5 protein-coding genes are annotated in these 14875 nt (G+C 40.7%); all 5 read left to right on the top strand.

Going from position 1 to position 14875, the window contains the following annotated elements:
• Nucleotides 1-222: 222 nt before the first annotated feature.
• The 5 genes from FHW89_RS22145 (at nt 223) to FHW89_RS22125 (ending at nt 14860) form a co-directional block, all read left to right on the top strand.
• Nucleotides 223-4401: a hybrid sensor histidine kinase/response regulator transcription factor gene (locus tag FHW89_RS22145; protein ID WP_172337237.1), complete on the top strand. Its 4179-nt coding sequence runs from the start codon at nt 223-225 to the stop codon at nt 4399-4401.
• 345 nt (nt 4402-4746) lie between these two features.
• Nucleotides 4747-7005 (top strand): hypothetical protein, encoded by a 2259-nt coding sequence (locus FHW89_RS22140; RefSeq protein ID WP_216650656.1) that lies wholly within the window; start codon nt 4747-4749, stop codon nt 7003-7005.
• 33 nt (nt 7006-7038) lie between these two features.
• Complete coding sequence (locus tag FHW89_RS22135; protein ID WP_172337236.1) at nt 7039-9450, top strand: TIM-barrel domain-containing protein; 2412 nt, start codon at nt 7039-7041, stop codon at nt 9448-9450.
• 736 nt (nt 9451-10186) lie between these two features.
• Nucleotides 10187-13282 carry a TonB-dependent receptor gene (locus FHW89_RS22130; protein ID WP_172337235.1) on the top strand — a complete coding sequence of 1032 codons (3096 nt, stop codon included), beginning with the start codon at nt 10187-10189 and terminating at the stop codon, nt 13280-13282.
• Between the two features lie 12 nt (nt 13283-13294).
• Nucleotides 13295-14860, top strand: coding sequence for a RagB/SusD family nutrient uptake outer membrane protein (locus FHW89_RS22125; RefSeq protein ID WP_172337234.1), 1566 nt, complete (start codon nt 13295-13297; stop codon nt 14858-14860).
• Nucleotides 14861-14875: the final 15 nt, after the last annotated feature.

The following is a 14875-nucleotide window of genomic DNA, read 5'->3' as shown; positions in this document are numbered from 1 at the left end:
TACCCGAAAATTTTCCGGCAGCAGACTGACGGTCTGGAAAAGGGAATTTTAACTGGTTGTTTTTGCTTCGCTAGTATAAAAATAGAATAAGCGTTAACAAAAACTTATATGCCTTAAGGTTTGCTAAATAGTTTTTATAAGTGTTAATAAAACAGTAAAAAACCAATATATACTAGTCTGATAAGTTTAAAATTATAAATTTGATGGCCAACTATAAATTTCATGCGGTTAAGCTTAGTTTCCTTTCTGATTATCTGTGTACTATGCAATTCAAATGCGCAAATTAACAAATATCAATTTTCGCATCTTGATATCAATAACGGCCTTTCTCACAATCAGGTCAATTGCATATACAAGGATTCAAAGGGCTTTATGTGGTTTGGTACCGGCGCTGGACTTAATCGTTACGATGGTTATACCTTTAAGGTGTTTAAACACCTTGCAAACAATGAAAACTCGGTTATCGATGATTATATTCAAAATATTTTCGAAGGACCAGGGCAGAATCTGTGGATAATTACCAGCACTGGCCTATGCATCTACAATATGGCTACAGAAAAGTTCAGTGCCGATGTGTCATCATGGATCAGGTTATTGAAGCTGCCAGGTGCCGGTATGAGTAAAATAAAAAGAGACAGGAGAGGCAATTTTTGGTTTATATACCCGAATTCAGGTGTCTACCGATATGACCCGGCCGATAAACAAACCTATTATTATGGTTGTGACAAAGGTGCTAAACTGGCCCTGTTATCCAATAATGTAACTGATATTTCGGAAGATAACCTGGGGAATATGTGGTTCATATACGATACAGGTGTCATTGAAAAGCTCAATATAGCTCGTAACAAAATTACTTACACCAGTAAGGCATTAAGCAAGTTAAATAATGTCAAATCATTTACCTACTCCATAATGGCCGATATTGATGGGGACCTATGGATTTATGCAACAGGAGCAAATTTAGGTGTGTACTATTTAAATCCGCGGAAGAATATTTTGAACCATTTTGATAAAGCATCGAAAGGGCTAAGGTTAAATGTAAATGTCATCAACAATGTTTATCAGGATGATGAAGGCCTGATGTGGGTGGCAACGGATCATGGTGGGATAAATCTTATTGATAAAAAAGGATTTAAGGTTATTTATTTATTGAATAGGGAAGATGATGCCAAATCGTTAAAACAAAATAGTGTAATACTCTATAAGGATAATACAGGTATAATGTGGGCTGGTACATTTAAAGAAGGCATAAGCTATTATCATAAAAATATTATCAGGTTTCCATTATACAGACACTTCGCCTCTGATCCTTCAAGTCTGGACTTTGAGGATGTTGACAAATTTGTGGAGGATAAGCGGGGCAATCTATGGATTGGTACAAATGGTGGCGGCTTGATCTACCTTGACCGCAAAACAGGGAAATACACGCGTTATAAAAATGACCCGCAAAATAACAACAGCCTTAGTAATGATATAATTGTGAGTTTGTGCCTGGACCACAACCAAACACTGTGGATAGGTACTTATTTCGGAGGCGTAGACAGTTTTGACGGCAAGGTATTTACCCATCATCGTCATGACGATCACATCGCAACAAGCATTGCAGATGACAGGGTATGGAGCATAGTTGAAGACTCATCAAATCGCCTGTTGATCGGAACCCTCGCTGGAGGTCTAAATATTTTCGATCCGTTCAAAAAAATATTCACCCGCCCTTACAATAAAACGCAAATAAGATCAACCTTCGTGTCTGCTATTTTGGAAGATAAGAAAGGTAATATTTGGGTGGGTGGCGACGGGGGCATTGACATAATCATAAAAAAAAGCGGTCATATAGTTCATTATGAACATGATGATAATAATCCCAACTCACTTATATCTAATAAATTGAATTGTATCTTAGAGGATAGCCGGGGTCTGGTATGGATAGGTACGCGTTATGGATTGAGTGTGTTTGATGTAAAAACAAACCGCTTTTTATCATTAAAGAAAGAAAATGGCCTGCCCGCTAATTTAATACAAAACATCCTGGAGGATAATAGCGGTATGATTTGGTTGAGTACATCAAATGGTCTTTGCCGTATTATTTTAACGGGTACCGATAATAGGTATAATTTCCGATTTGAAAACTTCGACGAAACAGATGGTTTGCAGGGGCGTGAATTTAATGTAAATGCCGCTTTTAAAACGAGTAAGGGCGAGCTGATATTTGGTGGCGGACACGGATTTAATCTGTTTAATCCATTGATTATAAAGCCCAATACCAATAAATCAAAACTCATATTTACCGATTTGCTGTTGTTTAACAAGAGTGTAGCTGCGGATGAAGCTATAAATGGCCATGTTATACTATCCAAAGCACTTTCAGAGACACGGGCTGTTACACTTAATCACAATGAAAACGTTTTTACGATTGAGTTCGCCGCGCTCAATTTTTTTAATCCGGGGAAGGTAAAATATCAGTATATGCTAGAAGGTTTTGATAAAGGTTGGATCACCGCTGAAAATACTATGCGCAAAGCCACGTACACAAATCTGGATGGCGGAACTTATACTTTTATGGTGCGTGCCATCAATAGGGACGCTGTTGGGAATACCGACTCCATCTCTTTAAAAATCAACGTAAAGCCCCCATTCTGGAAATCGACATTGGCATATGCCATTTATTTGATCGTTATAATAGGTGGACTTTTCGTCATTCGCCGGCGGGGGATACAAAAGATACAGTGGAAGTTTGCGGCTGAGCAGCAGCAAAAGGAAGTGGAACGCATTATTGAGCAGGAAAGGAAAGAAGTTGAGCGTTTGTATGAGATAGATAGGCTAAAAACCAAATTCTTAACAAATGTAAGCCACGAATTCCGTACGCCATTATCGCTTATCATGGCGCCGGTTGATAAAATGTTGGGAGATTCTGTCAATGCCGGTCAAAAGCAACAATTGAACATGGTACGCAAAAATACCAGACGGCTGCTGAATCTGGTAAACCAATTACTTGATTTTCGAAGAATGGAGGTGCAGGAACTAAAGTTACATACCCGGCACGGCGATATTATTAAATTTATTGAAGATGTGAGCCTGTCATTTATCGATATAGCCGAAGAAAAGGGTATCCGGTTTGTCTTTGATACCTCAGAAGAATCTTTAAAAACCAGTTTTGATCATGATAAGATAGAAAGGATATTATTCAATCTTCTTTCAAATGCTTTTAAGTTTACGCCGAAAGGAGGCCATGTCAGTGTGTTGCTAAGTTTAGTTCCTGAACGATCGGAAACTAATTTAAAATGTGTTGAAATTAAAGTAATGGATACCGGCATAGGAATTCCGGAAGACAGGAAAGAACGCATATTCGACAGGTTCTTTCAAAACGATCTTCCTGGCTCCATGTTGAACCAGGGCAGCGGCATCGGCCTGGCAATTACCAAAGAATTTGTTATGATGCATGGAGGCGAAATTTTCGTGGAGCGTGATACTGAGTTTGGTAGTTGTTTTATTGTACGCTTGCCTATGCTCTTACACGGCGCTGAAGAAAATGTACTGGTTGATCAGGAGGCAGACGATGTGGTCACCTTTCCTGGTATTGAAGTGGCGACAAAAAACCTTAGCAGCGTAAATAGTAAACAAACTGTTTTATTGGTTGAGGATAATGAAGATTTCAGGTTTTATTTAAAAGATAATCTTGTAGGGCTGTTCCATATTATTGAGGCAACAACCGGGAAGGAGGGCTGGCAAAAGGCGCTCGCGCTGCATCCGGATATCATCGTGAGTGATATCAGTATGCCTGAAATGAGTGGAAAGGATCTATGTGTTAAAGTAAAAAATGATAGCCGGACATCACATATTCCGGTCATATTACTTACGGCATTGATCGGTGAGGAAGAGGAACTAAAAAGCCTGGAGATAGGGGCAAATGACTACATGACCAAGCCGTTTAATTTTGAGATACTCACTTCCAAAATAAAAAATCTTTTACGTCTACAAGCCACATTTAAAAAGACCTATACCCGTCAGCTTGATTTTAAATTGAATGAACCTGCCATTCCGTCTACCGATGAGAAATTTATAAAAAATATTATCGAGTATGTTAATAAAAATATGCTAGATCCTGCACTGTCCGTTAGCGAGCTCAGTAAATACCTGGGCCTGAATCGTAACACACTTTACAAAAAGCTATTATTGATAACCGGCAGATCTCCGGTTGAGTATATCCGGATGTTAAGATTGAAAAAAGCTGCGTATTTATTAGAGTATAGTCAAATGAATATCTCTGAGGTGTCATATGAGGTGGGTTTTAACACGCCGCAGTACTTCGCAAAATCATTTAAGGAAGAGTTTGATATGCTCCCCTCGGAATTTGTTATTCAAAAGCGGAAACAGCATCAGGACCAAACTCAAGTATCCTGAGTCTCGTCATAAATTGATTTTGTTTTATCAACCTATCCTTGACACTTAAACTACGTGATTAATTATAACCTAATTACTGCTTAGTACCGCCATTTATTAGATTTTATGCTTATGCCTATTTATAATGCTCTGAAATGCAGGTACTTGCAAATGGTAAACATTTGTTACATTCTTAATTACAAATGTTCCTCTGTTTTAACCCCAAGCCTGATACCTTCACTTCGCACACCGGCTCTCTTCCCGTTTAGATAGGTCTGGTGTAGTTGGTTTATTAAATAATTTTTTGTCACTAATGCACCAGGCAGCATCAGGCATTTTCACTGTCGTATCCTTCATTATATGCACATGAAAACGCATTTTTTTTTACTATGTATAATCGTTATTAATTTTAATATAACGGTAAATGCTCAGAAATCCGGTCATCCCTACAATTGGAAAAGCGTACAAATACGTGGCGGTGGTTTTGTTGATGGCATTATCTACCATCCTACAACAAAGAATCTTCTATATTGTCGCACCGACATGGGCGGTGCATATAAATGGAATGAGGCTATAAAAGCCTGGGAGCCACTTCTTGATTGGGTATCCTACAGAGATCGCAACCTGATGGGCGTTGAAAGTATCGCTTTGGATGCTCATGATCCCAATCGTGTATATATGGCTTGTGGTACCTATACCTCTATCAGAGTTCCTAATGCCATACTTCGGTCTGATGATAGGGGAAAAACATTTAAGCGGACCGATGTTCCCTTCAGGATGGGAGGGAATGAGAACGGCAGAGGTAATGGCGAACGCATGGCTGTAGACCCCAACAATGGCAATATTATTTACATGGGAACGCGTTTAGATGGACTGTGGAAAAGCGGGGACGCCGGCATTACATGGAATCGGGTAAACAATTTTCCGGAAATAAGGTCATCTGTGTCAGATACCATGATGAAATCCAAAGCAACTTATCACCCAAGTCCGAACGGAATTATATTCGTTTTATTTGACCCGAAAAGCAGGGCCGGTACCAGGAGCAACGTTATTTATGTTGGGGTTTCACAAAAAGGGGTAAAGAATTTATTCAGGAGTACAGATGGTGGGGCGAGCTGGGCTGCAGTTCCTGGCGAACCGACCGATCTGATGCCGACACACGCTGCGTTATCAGCAGATGGTGTATTATATATCACCTACGGCTCCAACCCGGGCCCTGATATGATGACAGATGGAGCTGTATATAAATATACTGCGGATGTTGACCAGTGGACAAATATTACACCGGTAAAACCTCGGCCTGAAAACCAATTGGGGTTTGGCTATGCTGCAGTTGCTGTCGACCCACAGAATCCTCAAATTATTATAGTAAGCACATTTCACCGGTATGGTAAAGCCGGGGGCGATGATATTTTCAGGACATTAAATGCGGGTAGTACATGGAAGCCAGTATTTACAGGCAGCAACCGTGGAAAATTCGACTATAGGGACGCCCCGTATGTATCGCGTACCGGGATACATTGGCTGTTTGATATAGAGATAGATCCATTTGATTCTGCCCACGCCTTATTTACTACAGGTTATGGCATACATGAAACTTTTGACCTGACGGATGTTGATAAAGGCAAACCCAGCATGTGGGGGACAAAGAATAAAGGTATTGAAGAGACCGTCGCACTGGAGCTGTTAAGCCCGCCGAAAGGTGCCCTTTTAATATCGGCAATAGGCGATTACGGAGGATTTGTACATCATGACCTGGATGAGCCTGCGCCTGACGGAAATTTTATAAATCCACATTTCGCTAATACTGATGGTGTAGCCTGTGCCGCGAAAAACAGTGATATAGTTGTTCGGATCGGTGAAGGGACGAAGGTTGGTGATGGTAATATCGGCTATTCCATGGATGGTGGCAAAATTTGGCAGCCGACAACAGCTGAGCCTCAGACAGACAGCAAGCATGGCTTTATTTGTGTGTCAGCTTTAGGCAATAGCTGGATATGGACACCACGGCGAAGCGCATCTTATATTACCAATGATAAGGGCACAAGCTGGAAACAGATACAGGGTTTACCCAATAATACCCGTGTAATAGCCGATCCGCTAAACGATGCTAAATTTTATGCGATGGATCTGTTTAACGGAAAACTCTATACCAGTACTGATAATGGCCACTCATTTACCCAACAGGACTTCAATTGGCCAAATGCTTTGCCTGACCGCACTTCGAATCGTGGTGATATTCGCGGAGGACAGGACCGTTTATATGCAGCGCCGGGTAGCGAAGGAGATCTTTGGGTAGCGAACTTTGACGGGTTATATCATAGTAACAATGGATCTGCCGAGTTTAGAAGAGTAGGCGGTGTTACCGAGATTCATGGTTTTGGCTTTGGCAAGGCTTCTCCCAAAAGTACTTATCCGGCACTATATTTAGCCGGTATCGTAAACGGGACAGATGGCATTTTTCGATCGGATGATAAGGGTGAAACATGGGTGCGCGTTAATGACGAAAAGCATCGTTGGGGTTTGATCCTGCAAATTTCTGGCGACCCTAGCAGGTACGGACGAGTGTATGTAGGTACCCATGGGCGCGGCATATTTTACGGCGACATAATCACCTCTAACTAAGAAATTCAACCTGAAAATATATTTAAACCAATTATGCTATACAAAAAATTACATTTCAAACTCAGCAAAATATGTGCGTCATTATTTATACTGATGTGCGCTGTTAATATGCCAGAGGCTCATGCAACGATTGTAAACTTTAAAAAAGAAGCAGACGGCGTAAGCTTCAATTTGGATAAAGGTATGCTCAAAATAAAGATATGTGCATCAGATATAATCGAAGTTAAATACACTGTACTAAATTCTTTTAATACAAAAAAGTCGCTGGTAGTAAACAATAGTTGGATACAGCAAGTGCCCTTTACCGTATCCGATGAGGGCCAAAAAATCGTTATCACTACGGATAAGCTAAAGCTGGTAGTGGATAAAGCAAGTAACGCTATCAGCTATTTAACTAAAAACGGGCAGTTAATCACCTCAGAAGCCAAAAGCGAAAATAAAACAATGACTGCAGCCAATATAGCTGGGATCAGGGTTTACAATTGTTCAACCCAATTCAATTCCCCGGCTAATGAGGCATTGTTTGGTTTAGGCTGCCACCCAACCGATTCGCTGTCGATAAACTACAAAGGCCGTAACCAGGACTTGGCGATTAAATACATGACAGGAGCTATCCCTGTATTACTGTCGACAAAAGGTTTCGGATTGATGTGGGACAATTATTCTGCCGCTAATTTTTATGGAGCAGAAGCAAATAATACCAAATTCAAATATGTATCTGAAAGTGGTACGGAGGTGAACTACTACTTTTTTTACGGCCCGGATTTCGATCATATCATTAACTTGTACCGTAATACAACAGGTGTAGCACCCATGTTTCCTAAATGGGCGTTTGGGCTGTTCCAGTCACAGGACAGATATATGAGTCAGGATGAGGTTATCTCTGTAAAAAACAATTATCGCAACAACCATATCCCGGTTGATGTGATTGTACAGGACTGGTATTATTGGGATCCATTGCCCATCGGGTCACACATTATGAATCCAACACGCTATCCAGATCCTAAAGCCATGATAGATGAGTTGCATCGATCTAATATTCATGGGATGATATCTATATGGCCGGTGTTCGGTAAAGGTACACCTAACTATGACGCTTTGCAAAAAATGGGCGGGATGACAGATATAACCTGGGATAATATTGTAACACATACTTTTGATAATTATTATGATGCGCATAATCCAGCAGCCCGCGAATTATATTGGGAACAGGCGCGTGACAGCTTAATAAAACACTATAACTGGGATGCCTGGTGGGTTGATCAATGCGAGCCCGATAATGGAACATTATTAGACGCCAGACGCCAAACCACTTATTTTCCTGGTAGAGGAATTGACTATTTCAATACGTTTTCATTGGAGCATTCCAAGGGAATTTATCAAGGCTGGCGCAGGGATATTCTTGGTAAACGGGCATTCTTTCTCATCAGGCAATCATTTGCCGGTGAGCAGCGAAATGCGGCCACCTTATGGTCGTCTGATATTACCTGTTCATTTGCGTCGTTCAAAAAGCAGATCCCGCAGGGCATTAACTCTTGTGTATCGGGTATACCGTACTTTACATCAGATATCGGCGGTTATCATTTGAATTGGGGGGCTCCCGATTGGTCGAAACCAGAATATCGTGAGTTATTTACCAGGTGGTTTCAATTTGGTGCATTTAGCCCTATATTCCGTATACATGGTAAGGGTGAGCGTGCCTTGTTTTCCAAAAACTGGGATGATAAAACAAAGGCTATATTATTAAAATATGATAAGTTGCGTTATCGTTTGCTGCCTTATATCTACTCACTTTCAGGCAGAGTTACCCAGGAAAATTATACCATGATGCGTTCCTTGGCATTTGATTTCAGAAATGACGTTGGGGTATATAATATCCCCGATCAGTATATGTTCGGCCCTGCTTTTATGGTTAACCCGGTGACCGAACAGCTGTATACCGGAAATAACGCATCTGCTGGTAAAACTACTCGCAATGTATATCTGCCCGCGACGACCAAATGGTACGACTTCTGGACAGGGAAAATATACAATGGTGGTGAAACCATTGCTGCAGCTGCTCCTATTGACATCATGCCGCTATATGTAAAGGCAGGATCAATCATCCCCATGGGGCCGGTAATGGAATACGCGACCGAAAAACCGGCAAATGATATAGAACTGCGTATTTATCCAGGTGCGAACGGACAGTTCGTATATTATGAGGATGAGAACGATAACTATAATTACGAAAAAGGGCAAAGTGCCACTTTTACATTGACATGGAACGATAAACTGCGCCAATTGCGTATTAATGATACAAAAGGGAGCTTTCCCGGAATGCAGAAAACCCACACCTTTAATGTAGTATTGGTAAACGGCGAACATGGTTCAAACGCCGACGCAGTAATTAAGGGAGATAAGAAAGTAGTTTATTCGGGGAAGGCAATAAGCGTGAAAATATAATATATAGTGTAACACTGTATTTAGTAAAACAACTCTTGCTGCAAAACAATGATCATATCGTGTTAAACGACATCGCATGGATTAACACCTGTTCCTTATTGATCAATTACAAAACGATATATTATTTTAAAACCGGCTGTCATTAGGATAAATAAAATATAACTGCTGCATATTTTATTTATCCTTAACGGGTCCCTAGCAAGAGCTAATCACCATGAATAACAGATTAATCAGTTTAAAGTAAATCAAAATAATACATCGCTTTCTTGATATTGCACAAGGGCAAAACAATGGTGATTTATGATGAAAACATTATCATGGCATTTGTATATTATTGAAAATTAGATATTTGAATGTGAATAAACATTTGTTACATCAATAATTACAAATGTTCCCTTGTTTTTTCTGTACCGGTAATACCTTCACTTTCACAATAGACCAATTATTTTATTCAGAAACTTCAAGATTAACCACGGGACTTTAATGGAGTATATAAAGCATTTTAATGGGCTTTATGTCATTTTAATTAACGGAAATAAGGTAGCATTAGTTGCGCAATCGATTGAAATGATATTAATGCCAGTTGCACACTCATTAAATCAGGAAAGGTATTTCCAATATCCTTGTTTCCCATATCAGCCAACCGAAAAAATTACGCAAGGAAATCTGCCGCCATGACGATTGACAAGTAATTATATATAGACCCCAATCAATCATAAATCATTACCTAATTTATATGAAAAGAAAATTATTTTGTAATAGATATGCCTCCCTTTTTTTCGTTCTGTTCTTCATTATGATCTCGCAAGGCTCCGCATTAGCCCAACCGGCATCGCGGACGATATCCGGTGTCGTAATTAGTGCCGATGATAACCAACCGCTAATCGGTGTAGGGGTTAAAATAAAGACAACCACGACCGGAACGATTACCGATGTAAAAGGTGCCTACCATATCAAGGCTAAAACCGGAGATATTCTCGAATTTACTTATATAGGCTTTCAGCCACTATCAGTTACCGTGGGTGAAGCCAATGAAGTATCCATAAAAATGACTCCCATGTCAAATTCTTTAGATCAGGTTATCGTAGTTGGTTACGGAACCCAGGTGAAAAAAGTGGTAACAGGGGCTACTGTACATGTTAGTGGAAGTGATTTGGCCAAAAATCATACACTTACCGTGGATCAGGCTTTGCAAGGGCAGGCGCCTGGTGTGCAAGTAACATCCACCTCGGGACAGCCTGGAGATGCTTTAAAAGTAAGGATAAGGGGTATTGGTACCATTGGTAATTCAAATCCTTTATACGTAGTTGATGGTTTCCCGACCTATGACATTTCAAGCCTTAACCCCAATGACATCGAATCCTTGGACGTACTAAAAGATGCTGCATCAACGGCAATTTATGGTACAAGAGCAGCAAACGGTGTTATACTAATAACCACCAAAAAAGGAAAAAGCGGTAAGACGCAAGTCTCATTCGATGCTTACTACGGGTTACAGAATCCGGCAAAAAAATTGGATTTGCTGGATGCTCACGAATATGGCATCATCATGAATGAAGCTGCAGTGAATTCTGGGAAAGCGCCAATGTATACACTTGACCAACTCAACCAATTGGGAGCAGGAACCGATTGGCAAAAAGCAGTTACACAAAAGAATGCTCCTATTGAGAATTACAGCGTTAGTGCCTCTGGTGGCAATGACCGGTCGACGTATTCATCCTCTTTATCTTATCAAAAACAGGATGGTATTATCGGATTGCCCGGTAAATCCAATTTTGAACGAATATCATTTCGTATTAATTCCAGTCATGATTTATATAAAGATATTATCAAATTTGGTCAGAACCTGACTTATAGCCATAGCACGCAAAGCAGCATCGGGACAGGAAATATTTATGGTAATTCGATCAAAGGGTTGCTCAATACCAGTCCTACCTTTCCTGTTCGTAACCCGGATGGAACATATGGAATTTCAACCGTTAGCCCGGAAGAGGTGAATCCAGTTGCCGCTATGGACTACACTAATAATAACAGAACAATCACCGACCGTTTATTGGGCGATGTGTTTTTGGAAGCGACCATATTTAAAGGGTTGAAATTCAGATCAGATTACGGGCTCGACCTATCCTATAATTCCACCAATACATTTATACCTGTTTATTCCTTGGGTACTAATAATCAGAATACGAATTCTACAGCTACCATGGGTTTGTACCGTAACACCCGCACAAACTGGGATAACTCACTGACCTATCAGAAATCAATTGGCAAGCATAACCTTACCGCATTGCTTGGTTCAACGGTGTTGCGGGAGACGACCTTTTATGTAAGCGGTAGTAAACAGGATTTGATTATTCCGGATTTTAACCATGCCATCATAGACAATGGTACCAATGACGCAACCCAGAAAGCATTTGGCGGAATTACGGTGCCTGAGCACAACATACTTTCTTATTTCGGTCGTATAAATTATAACTATAATGAAAAGTACCTGTTAACCGCCATAGTACGGCGTGATGGATCTACCAATTTTGGCTCGAATAATAAATATGCTACTTTTCCTTCAGTATCAGCTGGCTGGGTTGTAACGAGTGAAGAATTCTTGAAAAATGTCAAATGGCTTGATTTCCTTAAGATCAGGGCAGGTATCGGACAGAACGGTAATGATAATGTGCCTACAAGTAATTATTATGCCTATCTGGCGACTGTGAGTTCTACCTACAACTCTTATTATTTTAATGGTGTAAAATCAACGGGGACGGTTCCAAATAAAGTACCTAATCCCGATTTGAAGTGGGAAACTTCACAACAGGCAGATGTCGGTTTCGACGCCACTATTTTAAGAGACCTTACCGTCACTTTTGACTGGTACAACAAAACGACTAAGAACTGGCTTATTGTGGCTCCGGTGCCAGCCATTGTAGGCACAGGTGCCCCCACAGTTAATGGTGGCGATGTTTCAAACAAGGGTATTGAACTGGCCGTTAACTATCAGCATAAATTTGGGGATCTTTCATTTGGTATCGGTGGAAATATAGCCTACAATAAAAACCGGGTGACTGATATCGCTAACCCGGAAAAAATAATACATGGAGCAACCGGTGTTCTAACTGCCAGCACAGATGAGTTTTACCGGGCACAAGTAGGTTACCCGATCGGTTATTTTTACGGCTTAAAAACTGATGGCCTTTTCCAGACACAGCAGGATGTAAATTCATATGCTAAAAATGGAACCTTAATTCAACCTGGCGCTAAGCCGGGTGATGTTCGTTTCGTTGATTTAAATGGCGACGGTAAAATTGACGCAAACGACAAGACCATGTTGGGTGATCCAAACCCCCACGAAACCTATGGGTTTAATTTAAATGCAGGTTATAAAGGTTTTGATATTTCTATACAATTGAATGGGGTAGCTGGTAATCAGATAGTAAACGGTATTCGTACTAACGACCGGTACTATGCTAATTATACGACCGCCATTTTGGGACGCTGGACAGGCGCCGGAACCTCTAATACCATTCCACGGGTGACCCAGGCCGATGAAGCAAATAATAATTATGGGCGATTCTCTGATCTGTACATTGAGAACGGAGATTTCTTAAGGGTCAAAACCATCAATATCGGCTATGACTTTAAAAAGGGGCTTTTGAAAAACCTGCCCCTGCAACAATTTCGTCTTTACTTATCCGGAACGAACTTGTTTACGTTCACCAAATATAAAGGTCTCGATCCGGAAGTGGGTTATGGTAATGATGGGTGGGCATCAGGTACTGATTTAGGATATTATCCTCAGCCGCGTACAATAATGCTGGGCTTAAGTGTAAAATTTTAAAGGAAAATGATCATGAAAAAATTAATATATGTAATAGTTTTTTTACTGTCGGTTAGCTCATGTAAAAAGGGGTTATTGGATACAACTCCGATTAATCAAAAAGGGATCAGCGATTTTTATAAAACTCCCGATGATGCTTTTCAGGCACTGGTAGCGGCATACAGTGTGCTTGACTGGAGTGGCTTTGGCAATATTGCCCTTACCAGCGAGATTGCCTCTGATGATTGCTTTGGTGGAGGGGGAATCGGAGATGCCAATGTAAGGCAATGGGATCGTTTTGAACCATTAACTGATCATAATATAGATGCGTGGACAAAATATTATACCGGGATATACCGGGTTAATGTCCTGTTACAAAATATAGACAAGGTTGATTTTGGAGCCAATGCAGCCTTAAAAACCAGGTATATAGCAGAGGCGCATTTTTTGCGCGCCTATTTTTACTTCGATTTGGTGCGAATGTTCGGTAATGTAATTTTACTCACAAGCCCGGTCGAGCCTGGTAAATATAGTCAGCCACAGGCCAATCCCGATGAGGTTTACAAATTAATTGCAACCGACTTGAAATCAGCTGTGGCAGATTTAGCCGCAACTCCCTATAGTTCTACTCCTACTGCAGAATACGGCCGTGCTACCAAATGGGCCGCCGAATCGCTTTTGGGCCGTGTGTTTTTATATTACACTGGTTATTATGCTAAAACAGACCTTGTTGGGCAAGTAACCAAGTCAGATGCTATCAAGCTAATAGATGATGTGATCAATAATAGCGGCCATGCCCTGGTACCTAAATACGCCAACCTGTGGAGATCATCCGGAGGGGCGGATTTTGCAGGTCAGAACAATGTAGAGGGTGTTTTTAATGTGCAATATACTTATTTAGGTTTAAAAGATTATAACCAGCAAAACGGTAACAGAATGCAGGTTTTAATCGGAATCAGGAGCCAGGTACTTTTACCGTATTATAAAGGTTGGGGATTTGCAACTGTAAATCCTAAATTATGGAATGCTTTTGCCGCTGATGATCCGCGCCGCGCCAATTCCATCATTTCCATTTCTGGCGAAAGCTTGGCCAGTCAATATGTCGTGGGAGATCAATCTCAATACACCGGTTATTTTTGGAAGAAATATACGCCGTTAAACGCGGGAAAGCCGGAAGATATGGGTGGTGATTTTCAGATAGACAACTATGATAACTACGTAGCGATACGTTTTGCCGATGTGCTTTTGATGGGTGCGGAATTAAATTTATCGTCTAATCTTTCCGTTGCCCAAAGTTATTATAACAAAGTTCGGGACCGTGCTTTTCAGGATGCTAATCATCATAAAACTTTAACTGCTGATGCTGCCGGCCTTCAACTGATCATGGATGAACGTCGTTTTGAACTTTCCCTGGAGGGGCAGCGTTACTGGGATTTATTACGACAAGGTATGACAGTTGCAAAACAGGCTATTGATAACAGCGGCATGGGTACCGATTTCAACGTTACATTTCGCACAGAAACAAAAGGTTTGTTAGAAATACCGCAAACTCAGATCAGTCTATCAGCGGGAAGTCTGAAACAAAATCCGGGTTATTAATCCACTTGATATCAC

Source organism: Mucilaginibacter sp. SG564 (assembly GCF_013149275.1).
GTDB lineage: Bacteria > Bacteroidota > Bacteroidia > Sphingobacteriales > Sphingobacteriaceae > Mucilaginibacter.
Note: the sequence above shows the minus strand (reverse complement) of the source record. Positions and strands in the feature narration are given on the sequence as shown.

Excerpts from the sequence above, each read along its gene's own strand:
- FHW89_RS22145 (WP_172337237.1), top strand. The coding sequence starts at position 223 with ATGCGGTTAAGCTTAGTTTCCTTTCTGATTATCTGTGTACTATGCAAT.
- FHW89_RS22140 (WP_216650656.1), top strand. The coding sequence starts at position 4,747 with ATGAAAACGCATTTTTTTTTACTATGTATAATCGTTATTAATTTTAAT.
- FHW89_RS22135 (WP_172337236.1), top strand. The coding sequence starts at position 7,039 with ATGCTATACAAAAAATTACATTTCAAACTCAGCAAAATATGTGCGTCA.
- FHW89_RS22130 (WP_172337235.1), top strand. The coding sequence starts at position 10,187 with ATGAAAAGAAAATTATTTTGTAATAGATATGCCTCCCTTTTTTTCGTT.
- FHW89_RS22125 (WP_172337234.1), top strand. The coding sequence starts at position 13,295 with ATGAAAAAATTAATATATGTAATAGTTTTTTTACTGTCGGTTAGCTCA.